19 protein-coding genes are annotated in these 22,923 nt (G+C 67.5%); 4 read left to right on the top strand and 15 right to left on the bottom strand.

Translation table 11 applies throughout. The features are described from left to right. The first annotated feature begins 943 nt into the window (after positions 1 to 943). Positions 944 to 1,513, top strand: coding sequence for a TolB family protein (locus ACTWOL_RS28155; protein ID WP_474299603.1), 570 nt, complete (start codon positions 944 to 946; stop codon positions 1,511 to 1,513). Positions 1,514 to 1,889: 376 nt separating this feature from the next. Next, on the top strand, positions 1,890 to 2,699 hold the full coding sequence (gene nshR, locus ACTWOL_RS28150) for an NshR/TsnR family 23S rRNA methyltransferase (RefSeq protein ID WP_474299601.1): 810 nt from the start codon (positions 1,890 to 1,892) through the stop codon (positions 2,697 to 2,699). Positions 2,700 to 2,835: 136 nt separating this feature from the next. Here the strand turns inward: nshR and ACTWOL_RS28145 are convergent, their stop codons facing one another. The 14 genes from ACTWOL_RS28145 to ACTWOL_RS28080 form a co-directional block, all read right to left on the bottom strand. After that, positions 2,836 to 3,201, bottom strand: coding sequence for a hypothetical protein (locus ACTWOL_RS28145; RefSeq protein WP_474299600.1), 366 nt, complete (start codon positions 3,199 to 3,201; stop codon positions 2,836 to 2,838). Between the two features lie 66 nt (positions 3,202 to 3,267). After that, positions 3,268 to 3,933 (bottom strand): DUF5825 family protein, encoded by a 666-nt coding sequence (locus tag ACTWOL_RS28140; RefSeq protein ID WP_474299599.1) that lies wholly within the window; start codon positions 3,931 to 3,933, stop codon positions 3,268 to 3,270. 23 nt (positions 3,934 to 3,956) lie between these two features. Then, positions 3,957 to 5,897, bottom strand: coding sequence for a RiPP maturation radical SAM C-methyltransferase (locus ACTWOL_RS28135; protein ID WP_474299598.1), 1,941 nt, complete (start codon positions 5,895 to 5,897; stop codon positions 3,957 to 3,959). 89 nt (positions 5,898 to 5,986) lie between these two features. Next, complete coding sequence (locus ACTWOL_RS28130) at positions 5,987 to 7,039, bottom strand: hypothetical protein (protein ID WP_474299597.1); 1,053 nt, start codon at positions 7,037 to 7,039, stop codon at positions 5,987 to 5,989. A 97-nt stretch (positions 7,040 to 7,136) separates the two neighbouring features. After that, entirely contained in the window at positions 7,137 to 7,283 is a 147-nt protein-coding gene (locus tag ACTWOL_RS28125) for a thiocillin/thiostrepton family thiazolyl peptide (protein ID WP_474299595.1), read from the bottom strand. Positions 7,284 to 7,388: 105 nt separating this feature from the next. After that, positions 7,389 to 7,544 carry a thiocillin/thiostrepton family thiazolyl peptide gene (locus ACTWOL_RS28120; RefSeq protein ID WP_474299594.1) on the bottom strand — a complete coding sequence of 52 codons (156 nt, stop codon included), beginning with the start codon at positions 7,542 to 7,544 and terminating at the stop codon, positions 7,389 to 7,391. A gap of 115 nt (positions 7,545 to 7,659) precedes the next feature. After that, positions 7,660 to 8,601, bottom strand: coding sequence for a thiopeptide-type bacteriocin biosynthesis protein (locus ACTWOL_RS28115; protein ID WP_474299593.1), 942 nt, complete (start codon positions 8,599 to 8,601; stop codon positions 7,660 to 7,662). Beyond that, positions 8,582 to 11,251 (bottom strand): lantibiotic dehydratase, encoded by a 2,670-nt coding sequence (locus tag ACTWOL_RS28110; RefSeq protein ID WP_474299592.1) that lies wholly within the window; start codon positions 11,249 to 11,251, stop codon positions 8,582 to 8,584. The genes ACTWOL_RS28115 and ACTWOL_RS28110 overlap by 20 nt, the downstream gene beginning before the upstream one ends. 29 nt (positions 11,252 to 11,280) lie before the next feature. Further along, complete coding sequence (locus tag ACTWOL_RS28105) at positions 11,281 to 13,152, bottom strand: YcaO-like family protein (RefSeq protein ID WP_474299591.1); 1,872 nt, start codon at positions 13,150 to 13,152, stop codon at positions 11,281 to 11,283. Continuing rightward, positions 13,149 to 14,873 carry a hypothetical protein gene (locus ACTWOL_RS28100; protein WP_474299590.1) on the bottom strand — a complete coding sequence of 575 codons (1,725 nt, stop codon included), beginning with the start codon at positions 14,871 to 14,873 and terminating at the stop codon, positions 13,149 to 13,151. Before ACTWOL_RS28100 ends, ACTWOL_RS28105 begins: the two co-directional genes overlap by 4 nt. Positions 14,874 to 14,960: 87 nt before the next feature. Continuing rightward, positions 14,961 to 15,659, bottom strand: coding sequence for a nitroreductase family protein (locus tag ACTWOL_RS28095; RefSeq protein ID WP_474299589.1), 699 nt, complete (start codon positions 15,657 to 15,659; stop codon positions 14,961 to 14,963). Between the two features lie 4 nt (positions 15,660 to 15,663). Beyond that, a complete protein-coding gene (locus ACTWOL_RS28090; RefSeq protein ID WP_474299588.1) occupies positions 15,664 to 17,268 on the bottom strand; it encodes a tpaE in 1,605 nt (534 codons plus the stop codon). 30 nt (positions 17,269 to 17,298) lie between these two features. Further along, the gene (locus tag ACTWOL_RS28085) at positions 17,299 to 17,904 is read right to left on the bottom strand and encodes a cyclodehydratase (protein WP_474299587.1); all 606 of its coding nucleotides are present in this window, start codon (positions 17,902 to 17,904) and stop codon (positions 17,299 to 17,301) included. A 107-nt stretch (positions 17,905 to 18,011) separates the two neighbouring features. Continuing rightward, positions 18,012 to 19,280 carry a YcaO-like family protein gene (locus ACTWOL_RS28080; protein WP_474299586.1) on the bottom strand — a complete coding sequence of 423 codons (1,269 nt, stop codon included), beginning with the start codon at positions 19,278 to 19,280 and terminating at the stop codon, positions 18,012 to 18,014. An 844-nt stretch (positions 19,281 to 20,124) separates the two neighbouring features. Between ACTWOL_RS28080 and ACTWOL_RS28075 the strand changes: the two genes are divergently transcribed. Next, positions 20,125 to 20,748 (top strand): class I SAM-dependent methyltransferase, encoded by a 624-nt coding sequence (locus ACTWOL_RS28075; protein WP_474301277.1) that lies wholly within the window; start codon positions 20,125 to 20,127, stop codon positions 20,746 to 20,748. A 187-nt stretch (positions 20,749 to 20,935) separates the two neighbouring features. Continuing rightward, a complete protein-coding gene (locus ACTWOL_RS28070; RefSeq protein ID WP_474299585.1) occupies positions 20,936 to 22,135 on the top strand; it encodes a cytochrome P450 in 1,200 nt (399 codons plus the stop codon). A 111-nt stretch (positions 22,136 to 22,246) separates the two neighbouring features. On the opposite strand, the gene ACTWOL_RS28065 is transcribed toward ACTWOL_RS28070, so the two are convergent. Continuing rightward, positions 22,247 to 22,852 carry an NUDIX hydrolase gene (locus tag ACTWOL_RS28065; protein WP_474299583.1) on the bottom strand — a complete coding sequence of 202 codons (606 nt, stop codon included), beginning with the start codon at positions 22,850 to 22,852 and terminating at the stop codon, positions 22,247 to 22,249. Positions 22,853 to 22,923: the final 71 nt, after the last annotated feature.

Genomic DNA, 22,923 nt, shown 5'->3' with positions numbered 1-22,923 from the left:
TCGCCTTTCCCCCTGTCGTCTCTGCGTCAGGCGGTCGAGCCCGACCGCCGTACCCCCGACCACGGCCCGCCCGGTTCGGTCACATCTGCCGCCCGAAGAGCGACGGAGTCGGCGTCCGGGGACAACAAGCGGCCGCGAAGGATGAATCACGCCCCACTCTATGAGGGGGACCGACAGCACCGTCCCATTCTCCCCGATCCGGCTGGGCACCGGGGCGGTATGCGTTGGCGCGAGTGCTGATGGCTTCGCCCCGGGCGGTCGCGCGGCCGCCTCTGCGACGTGCCCGCCGCCATCGTGGTGATGTCCGATTCGATCCCGGCCGCACTGGGACTTCCGGCGCCCCTGCCCCACGGCAGCCGCGCGTCCGGACCACTTCGACCGCATCGCACCGCATCTGACAGCGATGTACGGAACATGTCACAGGGCTCGCATCGCCGGGTGCCACCGCTTCCCCAGAGAGTCATCAGGTGGGATGTTCACCGGACGAAGCGGCCCACAGCGGGACGCGGGGAGGATCGGGGGATCACTTTGACACGCCAACAGCACCACACCGGCAACGACAGAACGACCGCAGAGTCCCGGAGAACCGTCAGGACCGGCACAGCGCGGCGCCGCCGGGCAGCGGTGACCGCCACGGCGCTCGCCCTGGCCGTGCCCCTGACGCTCGGCACCGCAGGCGACGCGGGGGCAGCGGGAGACCACCCGATCGTCTTAGCCCGCTACACCGCGGCCGCGCCCGTCGAAGACCTCTACGCGATCTCCCCCAGCGGCGGCACACCCGTCAAGCTCACCCACACCCCCACCGTCAGCGACGTGATGCCCACGTGGTCCCCGGACGGCAAGCGAGTTGCCTTCGTCCGCTACGGATCCGGTGGCGCCATCGACGGCCTCTGGACGATGAAAGCCACGGGCGGCGGCCTGAAGGCCATCCCCGGCACCAAGGGTGCCTCCCGACCCGGCGTGGTCCCCGGACGGCAAGCGGATCGCCTACGCCAAGCCGGTCGGCACCCAACGCGAGATCTACGTGGCCGACATCGACGGCACCCCGGCCACCCGGCTCACCCACAACGCGGCGGACGACCTCCATCCCACCTGGTCCCCGAGCGGCAAGTACCTGGCGTTCAACCGCGCGGACGCGGCCGGACACAGCCGGGTGATGCGGATCCGGCTGTCCACCCTGACCCAGACCGCGCTCACGGGGTCCGGCTCCCACGACTGGACACCCGACTGGTCACACGGCAACCGGATCGCCTTCAGCCGTCTGGACTCCTCGGGCTTCGCCCACCTCTACGTCATGCGTCCCGACGGCACCGGAGTGCACCGCATCACCTCGGCCCACCGCAACGACAAGAACCCCTCGTGGTCCCCGGACGGCAGCCGCGTGGTCTTCACCGGAGGCGGCACCGACGACGCCGACCCCGAACACCTTTACCTGGTACGGGCCGACGGCACCGGACTGACCCAGATCACCAAGACCGGCTCCCACGACCTTCAGGCGGACTGGCGCCCGTAGGGCCTTGTTGCACATAGGCGCGTCCCGCGCCGGAGCGAAGGCGGTCCCGGTCGGCGGTCACGCCGGAAACGCGCGGCAGGCGACGGCTGGGACCGGGGGCGCGCCAGGTCGACGCACGGGGCGAACGAGACCTTGCTACCGTGAACCGGGCTGGCTGGACGCAGCCCAGGAATGTATAATCTGGGCGAAATAGTTCGTGTGCGGAAATAGACCGCGCGAACCTCGGACGGGGAAAAGCGGGGAGTTTTGCCACATAGCGACAACCTCCCCTTGCGATTGTGGTGCCCGGTCGACGCAGCCATCTGCAGGCCGTTGTCACACAGGGCGTCGCACCCCGGGAATCGCGTCACTGAACACAGCAGCCGGTAGGACGACCATGACTGAGTTGGACACCATCGCAAATGCATCCGATCCCGCGGTGCAGCGGATCATCGATGTCACCAAGCCTTCGCGATCCAACATAAAGACAACGTTGATCGAGGACGCCGAGCCCCTCACGCACAGCATCGTGGCCGGAGTGGAGTTCATCGAGGTTTACGGTAGCGACAGCGTTCCTTTTCCATCCGAGTTGCTGGACCTGTGCAGGCGGCAGAACATCCCGGTCCGCCTCATCGACTCGTCGATCGTCAATCAGCTGTTCAAGGGGGAGAGGAAGCCCAAGACGTTCGGCATCGCCCGCGTCCCCCGCCCGGCCAGGTTCAGCGACATCGCAAGCCGGACCGGGGACGTCGTCGTTCTCGACGGGGTGAAGATCGTCGGGAACATCGGCGCGATCGTACGAACGTCGCTCGCGCTCGGAGCGTCGGGGATCATCCTGGTCGACAGCGACATCACCAGCATCGCGGACCGGCGCCTGCAAAGGGCCAGCCGAGGTTATGTCTTCTCGCTTCCCGTCGTCCTCTCCGGTCGCGAAGAGGCCATCGCCTTCATTCAGGACAGCGGGATGCGGATGATGACGCTCAGCGCAGACGGCGATATTTCCGTGAAGGACCTCGGGGACAGTCCCGATCGGCTGGCCTTGTTGTTCGGCAGCGAAAAGGGCGGGCCTTCCGACCTGTTCGAGAAGGCATCGTCCGCCACGGTTTCGATTCCCATGATCAGCTCGACCGAGTCTCTCAACGTGTCCGTCTCGCTCGGTATCGCGCTGCACGAGCGGATTCACAGAAATCTCACGGCCAAGCGCTGACCGCCTCCGTTCCCTGGACACTCGGTCCTCGACCTCGGTTTGTCAGTGGTGATCTCCTCATACGGCAGCGATCACCACTGACGAATCGAGGTCGACGGCCGTTTTCGCCAGGTCGAACCCGCAGTGTCAGAACCGCTTACGCCGATTCACCGGCAAGGTCCGTGGCGGAAGCCTCCTCGAACGCGCGGCCGACGCCCGCGAACGACTCGATCACGCTGACGCCTTCCGCGATCGCCTCGACTGCGAACACGCTTGTGGACGTCGGCGGGTAGCCGATGATGTCGATCGCCCGGCTCACCGACAGCGGATTCCCCACCTTCGCACCGTCCCAGAGGTACACCGCCCCCCAGTAGCCCTTCTCGGCGTCCCCGAACCAGGTCTTCATCCGCATCCCCTTGAGCGTGGAGAACGCCTCGACCGCGTAGTCACGGAGATACTCGCGAAGGCTTTCCACCGTGGCGTCCGACTTCTCCAAGTTCCATATGACGATGCTGATGTACATGCTGTGCCTCCGAACGCCCCAGTCCTGCCAACCGTTGTATGTCCCGTCGGGCCTTCGCCTCCGCGCTCATACCTCCCAGGCCGGCAAGGCCCAGCGCCTCAGCCGGTATGGCGCCCACCAGACGCCGCCGCCGATCCGGACCACCAGGCGCTGCTTCTCGAACGCCGACATCGCCTGGTCCGGCACGGAGTCCGCTCCGCGGTCGGCCAGCAACGACTCGATCGCGGAAACAAAGGGGCCCTCCGAGATCGTGAGCCGGCGCAAACCGGCGTGGCGCCGGTCCCGGATCTGCACGAATCCGGGTCCCCGGCGCAGGAAGCACCGCCCGATGTGGTATCTCGCCCTCCAGACGGCCAGCACCTCATCACCACGCGGGTTCTCCAGGACCGACGGAGGGAAGAGGTGGCTGAACACCCACCACTCGGGACCGTCGTGCACCAGACGCCCCCGCCAGTCCACTTCCAGGCCGTAGCTGGTGAGTTCGCGGATGAAGGAGAGCACGGGGATCATGTGCTCCGTCCCGGGCCGCCCACTGAGGTCGACAACGGGTTCGATCGACACGAACCGCGCGCCGGACTCATAGATCTGGCGAGCCTCCTCCACGACGTCCGCGCCGAGTACGCGGTCGCCGAGGTGCATGTTCGGCATCACCCGTACCGCCGCGTCACCGTGGCGCCACAGGCTGAACCGGACGTCGAACCCGCTCCCGGGAAGGGTCGCGACCTCATTCATCGCCGGCATTTTCACTCCCACCCTCACACTGCCACCGGCGCCGGAGACGGGCGATCAGACGCCGACAGTCCCCGGCCCACCTGGATCTGCATAAACCTCTGGTTGCGGTCCTTCGTGACGACGTGGATCATGCGACCGGCGTCCGTGAAGAGCAGGCCCAGAGCCATGAACCGGTCGATCACGGCGCCGACGTCCGTGTGCCCGAACCGCTTCGCGCACTCGCGCCCCAGGTACTCCATGGACCTCGGCTGGTCGAGGAGTTGGAAGAGCGTCTTCTCGACGTCGGTGGTGAGCTGGACGACGTCCCAGTCGAAGCCCGGCCGGGTGTTGGTGAGCGTGATGCCCTCGTCGGTCTCGAAGTAGGACAGCTGGCTGCGCCAGTGCTGGTTGCGCCACTCGTCCAGCCCGGCGCGCAGCTTGTACGCCATGTCGTTCCCGATGCCCTTGTGCGTCGCGTCGAAGATGTACGCGATGTCGAACAGTTCCTTCTCGGGAAGGTCGTAGGTGAGTCCGTACTGAGTGGCCGCCCACCGCTCGTGGAAGCCGAGCGAGGGGTTCTCGAAGTACGGGGCGAAGCGCTGGACCGCGAGCCGGTCGTCCCCGCCGGCCGGGCCCAGGTGATGCAGCTTCGGGAACTGCTCGATGATCTTGGTGTAGTCCTCGTCCGTCTCGCCGGGGAAACCGTAGAGGTAGGCCCAGATGACGGTCAGGCCCAGTGACTCGGCGTCCCGCAGCATGCGCACGTTCAGACAGCCGGAGACGCCCTTGTCCATGAGCTTCAGCACCTTGCTGCTCAGGCTCTCGACCCCGGGCTGAATGCAGACCACGCCGCCCTTCGAGATGATCTCGAGTTGCTCGTAGCGCAGGTTGGCCTTGATCTCGTACATCAGCCGCAGGTCGATCCCCGCCTCGGCGAGATGCGGCAGGAGCGAGTCCAGGTAGGCCATGTCCAGGATGTTGTCGACGATCATCACGTCGAGGATCCTGTGGCGCTTGGCGAGGGTCACGAGGTCGTCGATGAACTGGTCCGGCCGCTTGCTGCGGAACATCATGCTGGCGCCGTTCAGCCCGCAGAAGGTGCAGTGGTGCTTCTCGCCCCACCAGCAGCCGCGGGAACTCTCGATGACCAGCCGAGGCTCCAGCCAGAACCGGGCGTGCGACGTGGCGAACTGCTCGAAGTACTCGTCGTAGTGGGGCAGGACCATCGCGGCCGGCGGCAGCGGCTTGGTGCTCACCGCGTTGAAGACCGACGTGCCGCTCTCATCCCGCCAGCACAGGCCCGGGACAGCGTCGAAGGCCGGCTCGTCCACGCGCAGGGAGCGCAGCAGACCAGGCCAGGCCAGCTCGCCCTCGCCGCGCACCACGTAGTCGATGAAGCCGAAGTTGCGGTGCAGCGCCTCCCCCATCGGCCCTTCGCAGTTGGCGCCGCCGAACACGGTCACCGTGCGGGGCGACAGCTCCTTGAGGCGCCGCGCGACCGCGAGGGACGCGGTGAGGGTCTGGAACGTGGTGGTGAAGCCGACGACGTCGGGTTCGCCTGAGGCGATGCGCTCGGCGAGCTCGTTGGTGAACTCCTCGACGTGTTCGTGGAGCCACAGCGTTTTCTGCGTCCGGCTGTCCACGGTCGTTCCGTGGGCGAGGTCCTGCCCGGGTTCGACCGCCGCCTGGGGGCCGAACTTCTCGAGGAACTCCGGTACCTTCCACTTCGGGTCGTGGTAGAGGGCCGAGGAGAAGACCCAGTCGCCGGTGCCGATGTAGCAGCTTTCGAGGTCGTAGTACCTGTAGTCCTCGTAGTTGAAATCGGGGCGGCGCTCGGTGATCCAGTCCACGAAGTCGAGGTTTCCGTACACCACGTCGACCTGGGCGTCGGGAAATTCCTTGTGCGTAAGGCTCTTGAGCAGTCCGAGTGCCAGGGATGGAAACCCGATCGGACTCCACGGCACATTAGCGAGCACAATGTGCATGATTCTCCTCCGTTGAGGTCAATTTCGGCCGGACCATTGCGTAGCTGGAGGCGTGCGGAGCCAGATCCAGACGGATTCCGGTGACAGGGCTATTGAGTCGCGAGTTCCTTGGCGACGGCGTCAAGTCCGTCCGCCAGTTGCTGGGTCGACTTTCCTGCCAGCTCCTCGTTGGCGCGAGCGAGGAGGTAGCAGAAGAGGAACCGCTCAGCCAGGTTGAATCCCATGGTGTAGAGACAGCTGTACAGCATGCTCGTCTGGATCCGGTACGCGAGAAAATCCGGGTTCCGGTGCAGCAGGTCCGACATCTCGCGCGACAGTTCCTTCGAGTGGAAGCTGCTGCGCGACAACCCGACGCCGGGGGTTTGGTGCAAGTCGTCGAGCGTGGGCCCGTCGTGGGCGATGAGTCCGGCGCGGCATTCGTCGCGCAGGGTGCCGAAGTTCTGCCGGACGACGTCCACCCAGGCGCGAGCCGGCTGGTCGTCGGCGGCGGGCAACGGGGCTGACGCACAGTCGCCGATGAATTCCCGGGCAGCCGAGCCGAATTTATCGTAATAGGCGGCACAACGACGCTCAAAGGCATCGGGGTCCTTGGCCTGCGTGGTCTTGGCGCCTTCGTAGTGTGAGCGGTAGCTGAGCATACGGAGGCTGAGCAGTTCGCCGAAGTCGCGGGACGACATCTGCCGCTGCTCGGACTCCAGCAGGGTGGCGCCCGAATTCGCGACCATCAGGCGCAGCGCGAGCAGGTAGGCCTTGGCCGTGTCGCCGCCGATCTCCGACACGCTGCGGACGAGGACCGGCGCCACGGCGCGGTAGAGCCGCTTCGCCGCGGCGTCGAACCCGTCCCCGCCGATCCCGGAGTTCCACAGCGGGGAGGGGATCTCCTCGAAAGGGACCTCCGCCGTGGCCGGACGCAAGCCATGGCGGTCCGCCGCGCGTTGGACCCGGTCCCGCGCCTCGACCGCAGTGGCCGTATCGGACCCGAGGCTGATCTGCAGACACTCGCGTCCGGTCGTCTCGTCCCACGTGCGCACGAAGTAGAAGTCGCCCGGCCAGGCGGGCCGGGCCGGCCCGAACAGGTCCGTGAGGAAACCGCGGACCACCTGCGGCAGCGTTCTGTCGCCCCCGTCGAGGGGGATGGTCACAAAGACATGCACTATACGTACCTCCGGGTACGTCGCTGCCGCCGGGCACGCATTCGGTGAATGGCGCCCGGCGACAGCAACTATCCTCGCCGCCTTATCAAGAAGACGACGATGATGTCGCGCAGGCGGTGGCGACGCAGGACGCTGCCATGACCTGCGACAGCGTCTCGTCACTGTGGCTCAGATCGTCAATCAGATCCGAGATCTCCAGCGCGTTCAGGTCGAGCTCTTCGGCGAATTCCATGTGAGTTACCTCCCTTCGCGAAATGAGAGAGGAGGGTGAGCCCCTGTCGCCGGGCACGCATTGCGTGAATGGTGCCCGGCGGCAGCGACATGTTGAGCAGTCAGGTCAGGACGACGAGGACGACGAGGAGCTCGTCGTGCAGCCGGTCGTCGTGCACGAGGCCGCCATGACCTGCGACAGCGTCTCGTCGCTGTAGCTCGAGTCCTCAATCAGATCCGAGATCTCCAGCGCGTTCAGGTCGAGCTGCTCTACAGCATCCACTTGAATCATCTCCTTTTCTGTTTCGGTACCATTCCATCTTACCGCCATATAGCGGTAGTTGTGGTGACAAGAGCCAAGGAATCCAAAAAGTCACGATCGGATTCCTGCACTCCGGTCAAGCCCTGTGCGGCACCCGCAGTTCGGTCAGAGAACTCCGGATGACATACGCCAGGAATGCCTCCGCAGCCGGAAGAATCCCCAGGCGGTTATTGGTCGTGTGTATGTAGTTGGCCAGGCAGCCGACATACGGGGTTCCTTCGAGTGCGAGCTCCGCGAAGTGACTCCCCGTCGGCTTTTCCTGCACCGAGAGTGTGGAATTCAGCGCAGTGGCATAGATGTCGTGGAAGACGTCGGTGGCTCCGTCGCGCCAGACCGCGCCGCACAGGTTCGTCACCCTGCTCCGCGTCTTCTCGTACACGGCCGCCCATTTCTGCTCATAACCGGGCGGCACCCACCTGCGCCAGTCCTCCTCGTAAGCGCTGAGGAAATCCTGGCTCTGCTCCACGTCCAGCCCGGAGCCTTTGAGGGACATGGCCATGATGCGCATGGCCAGACCCGCCGGCGACGCCTCGAGTTCACGGTCCGACCGGTCGGCGAGGAGATCCAGCACCGCGGCCGAAGTGGAGCGGAAGAGCTCTTCGGCGATGCGGAGTCCCGTGGTCCCGCCGTACTTCGCGTACTCGGGCGAGTAGGGGGTGGGTTCGACGGTGCCCGGCGCCCTGACCTCCTCGGGCTTCGCCCCTTCGAGATCCGCCAGGCCCGGCTGGCGGGAGGACTGCTCCTCGTACTCGGCGGCCTGCTCGGCGTTGAGCGTGGGCATCGCCTCGGCCAGCATGCCGCGCACCGACTCGACGGTCTCGTCCGACGCCCGGTGGAGCCTGAGCCGGATGTGCGGACCGCCCTGCCAGTACCGCAAGTACCAGAAGCGGTCCCGCATCCCGGCGTCCCGCACGACCGGATGGATCACGTCCCGCAGGAAGGTGGGCTGGAGGGACATCGGCAGATAGACATGGAGTGGCCGCCACTCGGCGTCACGTTCAGTTCCGGTAGAGCTCAACGAAAAACTCCTCTGCCGCTGCCGGTCCTGAGCCGCCGTACTCGTCGGTCGCCGGCATGCACTCTCGAATGGACACGTGGACGTCGTCCCGCGTCAGCGCGGTCTTGGCGAAGCTGCGCACCAGATACGGATTGCGGAAGTCGACGTACATGGGCTTGTGGACACTGGCCCTGTGCAGGTGGCTGAAGTCGGTCCAGTCCCGTGGGATCTCCTCGACCAGCCCGGACAGCAGGTTGTACTCGTCCAGGCGCTGAGTCAGCACGAACGCGTGCTGGGGCAGGCCCTGTTCGATGCGCCACTGGTCGAAGCGCAGCAGCGCCGGGTACGAGTCCTTGCTCAGCTCGGACAGTTCGGGGATCTCGCGCGCGGGCACCGTCCAGGTCCTGCGGCTGGCGACGACGTCGCCGACCATCAGCCGGGGGGACGAGCCCGGGTACCCGCGGTGACCCATCGCCCGCCCGATGTCGTCCATCGGCGCGTAGTTGTACCGGATGGTCGGGCTCAGGACCTCGATGAGGTTGTAGAGGACCGGCACCACGATGGGGAGCAGGAAGTTCATGGGGGTCAGATGGACGCGCTCGTCGCGCTCGGGGTCCCAGAGGAGCAGCCCGCGCCGGGCGTGGTCGATCCGGATCATCAGCTTGTCGAGGCTGTAGGCCTTCATCTCCGGCGAGGTGGGCCAGGTGCCGGGATAGTTCAGCACCCGGTCGGTGAGCGGCGGGTGCAGGTTGAAGTTGAGCCCGGCGACCATGTTGAGGTCCGTCTGCCCGGGGAACGCCTCCCTGAGGTGTTCCCGGACGGCCGACCGGAGCGTCCAGCCCTCGGCGGCCGAGCCCTCGATGAACGAGCTGAAGCGCGAGAAGTAGACGCCGTATCCCGTCAGGACGCCGTTCACCACGACGTCGGGCGACGGGGTGCCGCCCGCCAACTGGACCCGGAAGGTGATCGAGTCGGGGTCGACGCAGTCCTCCACGCCCGCGCACGCGTCCTTGAGGGCCTCGGGGGTCATCCGGACGACGCCGTCCTCGGGTACGAGCTGCCCGCCGATGTCACGCAGGGCCTGGTCGCGCTGCGCGATGAACGTCTCCGCCGCCTGGGAGTGACGCCCCCAGAACACCGCGTCCTGCTCGGCGTCCGAGAGCTGTACGAGCTTCTCGAAGAACGTCAGGAAGGGCACGGTCTCGCGGTCGCCGAACGTGGCCGCCGCGAAGGCGTACACCCCGAGCCGCTTCGTGTGGCCGTAGTCGAGCACCGACGACAGCCGCCACAGGCTCTCCAGCGCGGGGACGCTCTCGGCCACGGATTCCCGGTTCCAGGTGGCGGGACGGTCGGGCGTCCAGAGGTCCTCGTACACCGGCGCCCGGGAGATCTCAGCGGGGGGCGCTTCCAGCCCGCAGACCTCGGCGATGCCGGTGAGGGCCTTGTCCGCGGCGCTCAGCAGCGGCCTGCGCTGCTCCGTGGGCGCGTCGGAAAGCGCCGTTTCCAGTTCCACGAGGGTGTCGAGATGACCGCTCATCGCGGATACGGGCGGGGTCGTACCGGCGCTCAGGAACCCCGCCAGCTTCTCGGAGTATCCCGGGTCCTGTTCGTCGAAGCCGGGGCTGACGTACAGCAGCTCGAGCCGCAGCATCGCCCGCAGGGCCTTCCTGCTGGCCTCCTCTTTGCCGGTCAACTCGGTCAGTGCCCGGAGCACCTCGGGCACCGACGCCGAGCCTGTGGCCAGGACGTCCAGGATGCGGTTGACGACCCTGTCGCGCTTGAGCCTGACGACCGTCTCCGAGAGGCTTTCCCCGCCGGCGTCGGGGACGGTCCCGATGAACTCGATCGTCTTGTCGTCCGCGCGCAGCGACGAGTTCAGCAGCACCTGGCAGAGGTCGATGCCACCGTCGACCCGTCGCAGTCCGGCGACCAGCCAGTTCACCAGCACCCGGTTCAGTGTCGACTTCGAGTACGTCCGGGGCTCGGACACGGCGTGCCCGGTCTCGGGAAGATCCGTGGGAAAGGCTCCGACCTCGGTGAACCGGCCGAAGGGCGACGGCTTCAGCGCGGCGCGATAGGCGAAGTTCACCAGCGTGGACTCAAGGACACGCAGCCGGCTCGGCTTGACCGACCCCATCTCGCCCGAGGTGTACCGGCGCAGGCTCTCGTAGAGCTGGTCGCCCGAGAGCTGGATGCTCCTCGCCATCGAGTCGTGCTCGAAGAGCCGGGCGAAACCGGCGCGTGCCGACTGCATCCTCGCCTCGAACAGCGACTGTGCATCGTCCTCGCAGCGCCGGGTCCGCTGAACGAGGTCGAACCACTCCCGCAGCCCGGCGACCGTGTCCTCTTCCAGATGCGGTGCCACGACGTCGATCCGCCGCGCCGCCGGTTCGGCACGCTGGTTGTAGACGTCACGGCGCAGCCGGACGAGATCGGCACGCACCGACTCGTCCACGTGCGGGACGACCCCGCCCAGACGGTCGGACACCTCTTCCGCCCGCCGCGCGCATTCCGCCCGGAGACGGCGGCTCTCCTCGATCCGCGCCCAGGTCCCGTCGAACCGGAGGTCCGCCAGTTCGGTCACCGGCAGCCGACTACGCCGGAAGAGGACGTACGGGCTGACCTTGGCGGTGGACTCAGCCGGCGGCTCCGCATGCTCATCCGATCGCACGAAAGGGCTCTCCTTCTCTTACCTGCGGGCTACGCAAAGGGGTGCGGCGGGACGTCCGCCGGGGTCTGGTCGTCGGGCAGCAGGGAGGCATAGGGGAGCCGTCCGCCGTGCAGGCGTGGCAGCCCCTCCAGACGCCGTGTGCCGTGCCCGAATGTCATTGGCAGGCATCCGGGTACGAAGCTGCGCGTGCACACCAGCCCGCGCCAGCGCAGCTCCGGCGTGGTGACATCGGCCGCGTAGACGTGACTGCCGACGGCCTCGATCTGCGTGCGCACGTAGTCGAGGTCCCCCTTGAGGGTGCCGAACTCCGGGGCCGCCGCGGCCGCCGCGCTGAGACTGATCTCGGGCCGGTCCTGCGTCGTCAGGAACGCGAACCACTCCCGGGAGGTGGGCAGCGCACCGAGCAGGCTGTGGTCGTCCATGCTGACCAGCGAGTGGAAGTCCGCCGCGAGCCGCTGCCGGTGCTCCGGGTCGTCGTCGTACACGTACCTCAGGGACGCCACGCGCGCGGCCACCTCGAAGATGGCCGACTCGGCCGCTGCCCGCGGATACAGGCTGGCCGCGGTCGACACGAGCGTGCAGGGACCCGAGTCCGCGTCGCGCTGGGCGAGTGCCAGCACGACCGGTACCTCGATGTCCAATGTCGCCCAGTACAGACGGACCCGGAATCCGGTGACCACTTCGACGCGCTCCATCAGGTCCCTGATGTCGCTGTCGGCCGGTCCCAGGGTGAGTTCGGGGAGGAGCAGTTTGCGGTACCACGTGAGCAGGAACGCGTCCCGTTCCACGATCTCGAAGAGCCCGTGCAGGGTCGCTTCCTCGTGGCTCTGGCCCAGCGCGAAGCCGTTCGACGTGTCGTAGAAGAACGGCTGCCGTGTCTCCGGGCGGCGCACCCACGACAGCGCGACCTCCGGAAGGTACCGGGCGGGTCCTTCGCCGAGCGGCGTGACCGGGACCCATTCCACCGTTTCGGCCGCGTCCAGCGGCGACCAGGGAAAGTCCTCGCGCGCGTACTGGTCGGCGGAGTGATAGCCGAGGGTGCGCGGATCGATGGCCCGTGTCCCCAGCTCCGAGAGCGAGGCCTCCACGGTGCCGTCGACCGGCTGGTAGCAGAAGCCTGCGAGACGCTCCAGGCCCTCCAGCACCGCGGTCGTCCGGCTCTTGGCGAAGCTCCGGGAGCGCCCGACCCCGGGCTCCAGCACGCCGTTGCCCAGCGGCAGGCCCACCTGCGCCGTGGGGAGGGCGCCGTCCAGATCGGCGAGCGGTTCCCTGAACAGCGCGTGCGGTCCCAGGTAGTCGGACGTCAGTGTCGGCGGCAGCGGGCGGCTGGCCCGGAGCGCACCGTCGGACTTCTCGAGCAGCTCGGGCGCGGAGCCGAAGGCGACCGTGGTCGTGGTCGTCGCCGACTGGCATGCCGGGCATTCCGTCCTCGGCGGTACGAGTCCTTGTCGCACCGCGCCGCCGGCCCGGTCCACCATGGCGAGCGTGCCGGCAGGCGAGTTCTCCCGCAGGAAGAGTGCCGCGGCCCGGGTGACGACCGTGCGCACCGCGGGACCGGCCTGCCGCCAGAGCGCGTGGCTGCGCGCGCCTGCCGCAGACTCGCTGTCGGACGCCTCCTCGAACGGCATGTCGGCAGAGTCCATGTGCCTGGTGAGGGACCATGCCAGGCACCGCGGGCATCCGCCGGCACCCTCGTCCGCCGGATCGTAGGCCAGGACGTAGACGCTGCCGCACCAGAACAACACGGCTATGCTCCGCCCCGACCCGCCTTCGTCGGCGTGGATCCGTGTGGGGTCGGTCAGCGGGCCCAGGAGTACCTCCGCGGGCGCGGCTGCGCCGGCATCGGCCAACAGAGCGGAGATCAGGTCCGCAGCAGGTGGAACGTGCGTTTCCGTACTCATGCCATCTCCACCAGTCGGACCTGTTGCCGCGCGAAGGGAACCGTCTGCGCGGTCACCTCCGTACACTGCGGCCGTGCGATGTGCCGCCATACCTCAGTCCAGGTAGCGAAGTGGGGGTTGAGCGGAACCAGGGCGCTGTCGTCGTTGACGAGCCGGAGCAACGCCGTCGACACCGCTTCCGCGTAACAGGCACCCGCGCCCTGCGTGACTGCCTTTCCGGTGGCGCGCCCCAGGACCCGGTAGATGCCGTTCGGCAGGCGGGTGCCGAACCACTGCGGCGCCTCGCAGCCACGGGTGCGCTCGACACCCCGCTGGATGTACCGGCTGAATGCGGCACATTCGTCGTGCCCCAGGTCGTCGTCGGACACCGGCACCAACTCGGCGTCGTCTGCCGGCGTCAGCATCGACTGCCTCAGCAGGGCACGGTAGATCGCCTCGTCCAGAGTCCATCCGGCGCTGAGGTTCGGCCGCGGCCCGTCCTGCTGCGCAGCGAAGAGTTCGAAGCCGTTGAGCGCTGCCTGATACAGGGCCTCCCGGGACGACAACGTAGCGGCGGTGATCTCGTGCGCCTCGGCAGGTCCGACGAGGAGGGTGGCCCGCGCTTGCCCGAACGGGACTTGGGGCAGGTCGCCCCCGTCCAGGTACCGGAAGGGGCCGACGAATTCGTCCGTCCAGCCGGCCAGGACGTCGATGATGTGCTCGTGGTCGTCGTCCAGCCGACTGTCGTCGTCGGGACTGACGATGTTCCGGCGGACCAGGGCCTCTTCTGCGTCGTCGCGCTGGTCACCGGTGGCGGGTAACACCACCGCCCGGTGGCATCGACAGCCCGCTGCCGACCACGCGGGATGCGGTTTCACCGTCGGCAGGCTCGAATCGAGGGGCATGGCCACCGCTGCTGCCGTGTGCTCACCGAGCCCGGCGGTGCGCTGGTAGATCGCGTGGATCACGGCTGCCGCAGTGAAGTCGTCCGGTGCCAATGACACGGTGCCGGCCGGAGCATCGGGCTGTTCCGTGCGACCGTATTGGCACAAGCAGGCCCAGCAACCGGTCGACTTGTCGTCGGACCAGAGGATCCAGCGGCGCCGGCCCGCCTCGCCCACGATGCCGTGCGGTACGCCGCGGTCGAGCAGGGCGTCCTGCAGTCGCACGGTGCGTTCGTACGGGAGGCTGTCCGCGTCGATGACGACCAGGCCCGCGTCCTCCCACTGCGGTACCGGGTCCTCGTCCGAGACGGTGTGGTACTCGGTCCGCAGCCCGAACAACGGTGACGTGACCAGCAGTTGGCGCAGGCGCCCGAGCCAGTCGGCGCCGCCGTACAGGTGAAGGGTGGTGGCAAGCACACGGTCCAGCGCGCGCACCGGTTCATCCGTCAGCTGTGAGAAGAAGGGAATCAGCCACTCCGCCGCGGGGCCTTTGACGGTGACCTGATGGGCGATCGGCGCGTCGAGGACAGTCACGCACCGATGGGCCACCAACGCGTCGAGCACGCGCGACACCGCCCCGCGCGCCCCGGCCGGGAATGCACCGACCAGGTCATGGCCGGTGCGACTGCCGTCCGACCGGCCCAGCAGCGTCGAGACCACGCCGAAGGCGGCCTCACCCTTGATCGTGAAGGACGCGGAGCCGACGCCGATCCATGCTCCCTGCTTCGTCCGCAGCGCGGACACGTCCGGGCGGGCGAGGACGACACCAGCCGCGTGCGACGCACCCTCGTAGGACATCAACTCACTCACTTTCGTCGCGCGGCATGTCGCGTCGCCGGCTGACCGTCGACGGGGTGGGGAACGAACGCGGCCTGACGCCGGTGGTCACGGCGCCGGGTGGGCATAGGTTGCGGCGAGCAAGGGGTGCCGGGTCACACCGTCGCTCTGGATCAGGTTCCTGACGGCCGAGCCGATGAACCCGCCGAACATGGTGCCGACGAGACCGTGCGACTGGCATCTCAGGTGGAAGTCGTAGAGGGCCATGGAGGCACGCACCGCGCAGAGACGGTAGCCGTGCGATCCCGCCCACGAGTCCGCGCGGTCGATGTTGGCGTAGACGCTGACGATCCCGCCCGCGTCGGCGAACTCGCGCTGGACGCCCAGGAGTTCGGGATCGCCGACGGCCGAGGCAGGGGCGATGAACGACAACTCCTGCGCGGTGACCCGGTAGACCCCGGCCGGCTTGCCCTCGCTGCGCAGTGCGAAGACGAATGCCTCGAGCGGGCCGGTGTCGTCATCGAGCTTCCAGCCGTCGGAATCACGCCGCAACGCGTTCTGCAACAGGCTCAGGACCAGGTCCGTGCGCACCGGGGCGTCCGCGTACTGCAAGGACGACTTGCGTGTCCGCAGTGTGGCGGACAGATCTCGGGGGTGACCGGGGGCCGCCTCCCGCTCATCGATGGCGACGGGCGTGGCATCCGCGAACGGCGTCGGTGACCGGTGTGCCGCGAGACCGTCGCTCGTACGGGCACGAGCGGCGAAGTTGTCGAGCAGCGGTTGCATCATGGACGAGTCGGATCGCATTGATTCAGCCCACTTCCATGACTGCGGCGATGGGTTCTTCGGTCGGGGAGAGGCCCAGGTACTCACTCAGCAGGTGGTCGTCCCAATCCGTGACGAGTGAATAGTCCAGGTTCAGGTGGTCGGTGACCCTCCGGGCGGTGGACAGTCCGACGCCCGCGTCGCAGAGCGAGAGCCGGAGCCCGAACGTGCCGTATTTGGCGGCGATCTTCTTGAGGTTGGAGGTGACGACCAGCAGCAGCGGCCGGTCGCCCGGCAGCTCGTCGGTGGTGAGTTGTGCGAGGGAGTGGTCCTGGTCGCGGTACGCGTACCCGCCCACGGGCAGTACGGCCTCGTCACGGCTCACCACATAGGCCGTCGCCGAGCCGATGTTCCCGCCGGCCGCGGTCCATCGTTGTACCCACCCGTCGGTCTGCTCGCGGATGCCGAACGCCATCGCGAGCAGGAGGGCGACATCGGGCCGGCCAAGGTCCGCCCGGTCTCCGGCCGGCGCTCCGGCCAACCTCGACACGTCCGCCTCGGGCAGCGCCACCCGCGGGCAGCTGGGCCAGCTCCGGAAATCCCACTGCAGCTTGATGTTCGAGGACTGGAAATGGGCCAGATGCCCTTTGGGATCCAGAAACCTGCGGAGTGGCAATGCCACCGCCGCCTCGTATGTCGCGCTGGACGGCGGCACGGGCGCCGTCGTGCCCTCGCTGAACGAGCACGTGGGACAGCCGGGGCGGGTCGCACTCGGGCGGTAGCGCGTCGACAGGGTGGTCAGGTCGATGATGCCCGCGTCGAGCGGCAGATAGGTCCGGATCGACCGCGAGAAGAGCGCGAGCACGTGGTGTGCGACGAGGCCGGCGATGAGGTCGTACGCGTGCTGCGGCGGTTCGTCCGGCAGGTCGCCCTCGCCCGACACGCCGCACTCCAGGCACGGGGTGAACGCGGGGTCCACGAACGGCCCCATGGTCATCGAGGTGCTGTCGGCCCGGACACGCAACAGGGACCGCTTCTCCAGCCAACATCGGCGCTGCAGTTCGATGAGCTCCGGCTGAGACTGCCGGGTCTCGAAGAAGACGACGAAGGCGTCGTCGGCGACCGGCAGCCGATCGATGTCGTCGACCACCTCGCATACCCCGCTCAGGCAGCTCGTCGTGGCCTCCACCAGGGGGCGGTGTCCGGCCACATGGACGGCGGCGCGACCGAGCCTCGCCGCGGCGTCGGTCCAGGACAGGTTCACTCCGGTGGAGTTGCCGAGCCGTGACAACAGGCAGGCGAGCTCGGGCGGTAACGCCGGGTGTTCGCCGATCCGGGTGCCCTCCTCCAAGGCCCCTGACGCCCACAACAGGGCCAATGCCTTGTGGACGACCGCCTCGTCGAGTCCCACCGCGGCGGCGAGATCGGCATGCGTGGCGGTACCGTCACATGCGGCAGCCAGCCGGCCGAGATGGTCGCGCGCGAACTTCCCGGTGAAAACCTGCCGTTTGTCCGCGCCGTCGAGCGTCACGGCGTCGCCGGACTGGCGCAGTCGGACGCCCTTGCGGAGAGCGGGGCGGACGGGGACAGCGATCTGCTTGTCCCGGTGCGCGACCCGTCCGAGGGTCTCTGCCCTCAGCTCAACACCCATCAGTTGCACTCCTCATCCACAGCGAAGACCTCACAGGAGACCGGCCACCGCGCCGACACGGGTCCGCTGCTCGCTCCATCGGGCACCGCACCGCGGACAGCGATCCACCGCGACCGTCGACGCGGTCGACAGCGTCCCGGCGACCAGGTCGAACGTCCTTACCGTGCCGCCGAGCCCCACTGGGCCCGTGCGCAGCTCGGCCGTGGCCAGCGTCAGCAGACCGTGCGCGATCGCGAGGTGCATGGGGCCGAAGCCCTCCGGCAGGTCCCGGGTCGCCTCCCCGTGGTCGGTCCGCGCGGGATCCTGGTGCTGCTCGACGCGTCGCAGATGGCAGGAGTAGCAGGCCGTGGCCCCGGGGACCACGGCCGGACCGCACACGATCCGCGTCGGCAGTACTTCGACCCCCACCGTCGGGACGCCCCGCTCGAACCCGAGTCGGTCAAGCGCGTCACGCAGTACCTCGTCCCGCCCGGAATGCACGGCCACGATCATCGCGGCGCGGGACAGCCGGGCATCGTCGGGAAGTTCACTGCCGGTCACCCGGCTCGATGCCGCCGTCTGGTATGCGTCGGCGTACCGCTCTCCGAACGCGTCCCTCACCAGGTACAGGCAATCCACCGAATGCTCAAACAGCACGTGCTTTATCCCCCATCTGACTCTCTACGCGGACGGCTGCGGTTCAGGCGCCTACACGGAAGGTGCAGTTCCGGCGTCTACGCGGACTGCTACAACAGCTCCGGGACCTACGCGGAAGGCTGCGGTTCGGGATTCAGCGACTCTTCGCCGTGGCTTTCGTGGCCCATCGCCGTCGGCGCGGTGTAGAGCCTGGCCGTCCCGAGGTAACGCTCGCTGTGAATGAACGACAGAGGGATGGCCTCTGGCACCAGCACCTTGACGGCGTGCATGCCGACTTGCCGCGCCTCGTCCGTGGTGATGTCGGCTACGAGTACCTCGGCCCCCCGCGCGGCCACTTGGGAAACCGCGGTCGCGAGTGGGTCCGCGTCAGCGGACAGGTCGGGCAGCTCTTCGAGACGCCGTACGTCCCGCTCCCCTTCCAGCAGGTGCCGGAAGGCGTCCCGTCGCTCGACCGAAGCGTTGTACGCCGCCGAGCCGACCACACTGACCGTCCCGTCGCCGGGTCGTTGTACCGCCTGGCCGCCCACGCGGTGACGCAGCGCCACACGCACGGAGGCGAGCTCACGGTAGATCTTGCCCAGTGCCCGCTGCGGATCGACGTCGCACGTCGCGCAGACGATCTGCGCCAGCTGGTCCTCGTTGGGCGAAAGCTGTACGGCATAGACCACGGGGATACCGAAGTCGGTCGTCGCGTCGAAGAGCCGGACGTCGAGGTGACGTGCGGTCCCGGTCGCGTGGTAGGCGCGCACGAGCGGTTCCAGAAGCTCCGGATCGACCGTCAGCTTCGGCAGCCGCAGGCGCTGTAACCACGCGAGCGAGAGCGCGTCCCGCTCCACGACCTCGAGCAACCCGCCGAGAACCGCGCTGTGGATATCGGAATGAACGGCCGCCCCCGTGGTGATTCCCCGGGTGAAGCGTTCCGACGGTGATTGCGGTGCCATGTGGAGGTACACCGCGATGGCCGGCACGAGGACCGTGCACCGCCGGGTGAGCGACCAGGCCCGAACCCATCTGATCGGGATGGCCGGGTCGTACGGGACCAGACCGCAGTCGTCACGAGCGAACTCGCGCGCAGAACACTGGGGCCACCGTGTGGGCGAGACGAACTCCTCGGTGAGTTCGTCCTCGGCCGCGACGAGGAAGTCGTCGTCGTGCCAGGAGCAGGTGGAGTACCGCTCGAGAGCTTCGGCGATCGAGACCAGTCTGGCCCGCTCGCCGGAGAGCGCGCTGCCGACACCGTCGACGTTCCCCAGGTCACCGTCGTTGCTCCAGCCCTTCAGGCTGTGCAGGACCTTCGATGGGTCACCGATGCTGGAAGCGCGGATGGCGAAGTCCGGATCACCGTCGGCGACCGGCAGGGCCGCGGTGCGGGCCACGAGGCCGTATGGAGAGGCCAAAGATGCTAATTGGCGTAACTCAGGCGTACTGACGTCCACAGGCTCTCCCCCGTTGAGAATCCCAGACTCATGACGGCTCATCGCCGTGCATTGATCGTTACCGATGGAGATCCGGGCTGTCAAGCAAGTTGCTGTCGCCCATCGCAGTTGCATACTGCCATTCCTGCTGGTCAGAGCGGTTTTCAGACGGTAGCGAATCGACAGTGAACTGACGCACTGTCAGAAAACGTGGGGTTCGCAACCCCGGGTGCGGTGTGGCATTGTGCTGGTCGCGCAAGACGATGCGCGGCCCGACGCCTGGTGCTGCGGCCGGCGGAACCGGAAGAAGTGCCGGCGCGGGCCGGTCACCGATGCGGACGGGTGAACCTCCGGCCTGCGGATGCGGGTCTGCGTGCATGGCTTGCCGGGGCCGCGGGGCATGTTGACGTGCTCCCGCGTGCGAAGTGGCTTGGAATCACCGGTACGCACGCGTACCGCGTACCGGTGGACTCACATTCGGACCGGGACCTTCCGATCAACGACGAACCCTTATCGGGCAGCTGTACCAGGCGACAGATCGCCGGAAAGGCTTTCGATGAACCGCGACCGGTCCACTGCAGGCGAAAAGGCGGTCGAAGGGAGCCGCTCACTGTGGAGTCGTCGTGAATTGGACATAAGAACGTAGCGAATGGCAACGCTTTCTGGCACAGTCTGCTGGCACGAAGTGGATCAGTCGAGTTCGCTGCCCCCATGCCGCGTCCGGTGCGCAAAGTTCGCTGCGGCGAGTAAGTTCCTGCCCGAGTCGGCTCGGGGCAGATTGACAAGGGAGAACGACGTGACCGACATGACCAAGGAGAACGAGCGGCTCCGCTTATTGTGGCAGGAATACGCGCCCCGCTACGACCGTGACATCGGGCTTCTCGAACGCATGCTGCTCGATGACGGGCGTGCCTGGGTCTCCGGCCAGGCCAGCGGAAAAGTCCTCGAAGTCGCCATTGGCACCGGCCGGAATCTGGAATTCTATCCGGCCGGGGTATCGGTGACCGGACTCGACTTGAGCCCGGCCATGCTGGACCAGGCCCGGGACCGTGCCGCCGCCTTGGGCCGTGAGGTCGAATTGCGGGAAGGACAGGCCCACGCACTGCCGTTTGACGACGGCTCGTTCGACACGGTCGTCTGCACCCTCGGGCTGTGCAGCGTGCCGGATGAGCGGGTGGTGATCGCCGAGATGCACCGCGTGCTGCGGCCTGGGGGACGGTTGCTGCTGCTCGACCATGTGGGCAGTCACCACAAGGTGATCTTTTTCGGGCAGCGCCTGCTTGAGAAGTCCATGGTGCGACAGTGTGGGGACCACCAGACCCGTAGGCCGCTCCCGCTGGTCAAGCAGGCCGGATTCGTCATCGAGTACCAGAAGCGGCTCAAGGCGGGGATCGTCGAGCGGGTCGTCGCGCGCAAGCCCGACGCGTAACGGCCGCACAGCGCTGAGGATCCGCTTGCGCGCGATCGGCTCTGCAGGTGATTTCCGGGCCCAAGCCGAAGCCCTCCGCAACAGAGCCCTGCGGATGGCTTCGCAGGAGATCAGCGCGATATTCGCGATTGCTTCCGCGCTTCCGCAAGCGGATCCATATCCACGATCTAGCAAAGGATGACGAAACATGACATCCATGGCCGACACCTGGGGAATCCACGAGGCGCAGTTCTGGCTTCGCGGCCAGGCGCCGGAAGCCCCGGTGCGCTATGACGCGGAGGCCGGGATCTGGTGCGTCTACGGCTATCAGGAGGTCCAGCACGTCCTGGCCAACACCGCGACGTTCTCCTCGAATACCCAGCGCGTCATACCCAAGGAGATGATGGAGGGCGCGGAGGAGTTCAGCGAGGGCAACCTCATTCAGATGGACGCGCTGGAGCACAAGAAGCTCCGCGGGCTGATCAGCAATGCCTTCACCCCGAAGGTGGTGGCCGATCTGGAACCACGCATCGCCGAGCTGACCCACGAGTTGCTCGACGCGGTGCCCGACGGCAACCGGATGGAGCTGGTCAACGACCTGGCCTACCCGCTCCCCGTCATCGTCATCGCCGAACTCCTCGGAGTCCCGAGCTCGGACCGGGACAAGTTCCGGGACTGGGGAAGCGCGCTGATGGAGAGCACCCAGGAGTTCTCCTTCGTCGACCGGACCGAAGCGCAGCGGAAGCAACTCCAGGACGCGATGCAGCAGGTCTCGAAGCTCGGCGACTACCTGCGCGAACACGTGGAGGACCGCAGGAGGAATCCCCGCGAGGACCTGATCACCAAGCTGGTTCAGGCCGAAGTGGACGGTGAACACCTCAGCGACAACGAAGTGGTGAACTTCTCCAACGTACTGCTGATCGCCGGCCACATCACCACCACGATGCTGCTGGGCAACTCGATCCTGTGCCTGGACACCCATCCGGAGTGGTTCGCCAGGGTCCGCGAGGACCGGAGCCTGATCCCCGCGGCGATCGAGGAAGCACTGCGGTACTACAGCCCGTTCGCGGGGACGGCGCGGGCCACCACGACCGAGACCGAACTCGGCGGCGAACGCATCCCCGCCGATTCCCTGGTGGTGACCTTTCTCGGCGTGGCGAACCGGGATCCGAAGCACTTCACCGATCCGCACACCTTCGACCCGACACGGGACCCGAACCCGCATCTGGCATTCGGCCGTGGGGCACACTTCTGCATCGGCGCGCCGCTGGCAAGGCTGGAAGGCAGGGTGGCGCTGAACATCCTGCTGGACCGCTTCCCGAACCTGCGGAGCGATCCGGACAGGCCGCCTCGGTTCCTTCCCAGCCTGAGCATGACCGGGCTCAAGGAAATGCCGTTGGTGTTCTGAGAGGGCGTTCGATCTCTCGGTGTGGACCCACGCCACTTCGCCGATGACCGCCGCCATGGGCCGGTCCTCCTGTACTCCAGCCGGTCCAGGAGGACACAGCCCCGCCGACTCTCAGTCGTCCAGCAGTTCTTTCGTGTAGGTGGTGATGACCTGCCGCACGGCGTAGGTCAGGTCGGCGGACAGGGCTTCGTCCAGCGTCAGCCAACGGGGGGCATTGCCCTCCTCGTTGACGGTGATGCTGCCCCTGTCCGGCTCCGTCAGCAGGTACACGTGCCAGACGTGTGCGTCGGATCCGCGTCGGCAGGAGTCGCCGGGGATCGGAAGCCTGGCGATGAACCGGAGCCGGTCACCGGCGGTCAGGCCGACTTCCTCACTCAGCTCGCGAGCCGCGGCGTGGGCGGGGTCCTCATCCCGCTCCACATGACCGGCCGGCACCGTCAACGCGTAGGGAAACGCGACGCGTTGGAAGAGCAGGAATCCGTCCGCCGCATCGCGCACGAAGACCGCTGCGGTCTCGTGCCAGTACTCGCCGTCGTCGGCAGACCACCAGGAGATACCGGGATCGATGACGATGGCCCGGGCACTGCGCTCACCGCAGTTGCCGCAGCGGACCTGCCTCCTGCCCCCGGCCATGGTCCATTCGACGGGGCCGCCCCGGCACAACACGCAGTACTCCGCATAGGTGTCCGGGGCCGGGCATAGCGTCTCGATGTTCATTCCGGCCTTTCGTGCCGATGGATGGAGTACGGCACCGGTCGTGGGGTGGGAGGGGGAGACGGCCCCCTCCC

Source organism: Micromonospora sp. IBHARD003, assembly GCF_056106285.1.
The sequence above is the reverse complement of the archived record's forward strand: the minus strand, read 5'-3'. Positions and strand labels throughout refer to the sequence as shown.

Bases quoted from the DNA above. Each gene is read 5' to 3' on its own strand.
- ACTWOL_RS28095 (WP_474299589.1), bottom strand. From the start codon at position 15,659: ATGCGATCCGACTCGTCCATGATGCAACCGCTGCTCGACAACTTCGCC.
- ACTWOL_RS28125 (WP_474299595.1), bottom strand. From the start codon at position 7,283: ATGGAATTCGCCGAAGAGCTCGACCTGAACGCGCTGGAGATCTCGGAT.
- ACTWOL_RS28070 (WP_474299585.1), top strand. From the start codon at position 20,936: ATGACATCCATGGCCGACACCTGGGGAATCCACGAGGCGCAGTTCTGG.
- ACTWOL_RS28135 (WP_474299598.1), bottom strand. From the start codon at position 5,897: ATGCACATTGTGCTCGCTAATGTGCCGTGGAGTCCGATCGGGTTTCCA.
- ACTWOL_RS28140 (WP_474299599.1), bottom strand. From the start codon at position 3,933: ATGAATGAGGTCGCGACCCTTCCCGGGAGCGGGTTCGACGTCCGGTTC.
- ACTWOL_RS28065 (WP_474299583.1), bottom strand. From the start codon at position 22,852: ATGAACATCGAGACGCTATGCCCGGCCCCGGACACCTATGCGGAGTAC.
- nshR (WP_474299601.1), top strand. From the start codon at position 1,890: ATGACTGAGTTGGACACCATCGCAAATGCATCCGATCCCGCGGTGCAG.
- ACTWOL_RS28075 (WP_474301277.1), top strand. From the start codon at position 20,125: ATGACCAAGGAGAACGAGCGGCTCCGCTTATTGTGGCAGGAATACGCG.
- ACTWOL_RS28090 (WP_474299588.1), bottom strand. From the start codon at position 17,268: ATGGGTGTTGAGCTGAGGGCAGAGACCCTCGGACGGGTCGCGCACCGG.
- ACTWOL_RS28105 (WP_474299591.1), bottom strand. From the start codon at position 13,152: ATGAGTACGGAAACGCACGTTCCACCTGCTGCGGACCTGATCTCCGCT.
- ACTWOL_RS28100 (WP_474299590.1), bottom strand. From the start codon at position 14,873: ATGTCCTACGAGGGTGCGTCGCACGCGGCTGGTGTCGTCCTCGCCCGC.
- ACTWOL_RS28145 (WP_474299600.1), bottom strand. From the start codon at position 3,201: ATGTACATCAGCATCGTCATATGGAACTTGGAGAAGTCGGACGCCACG.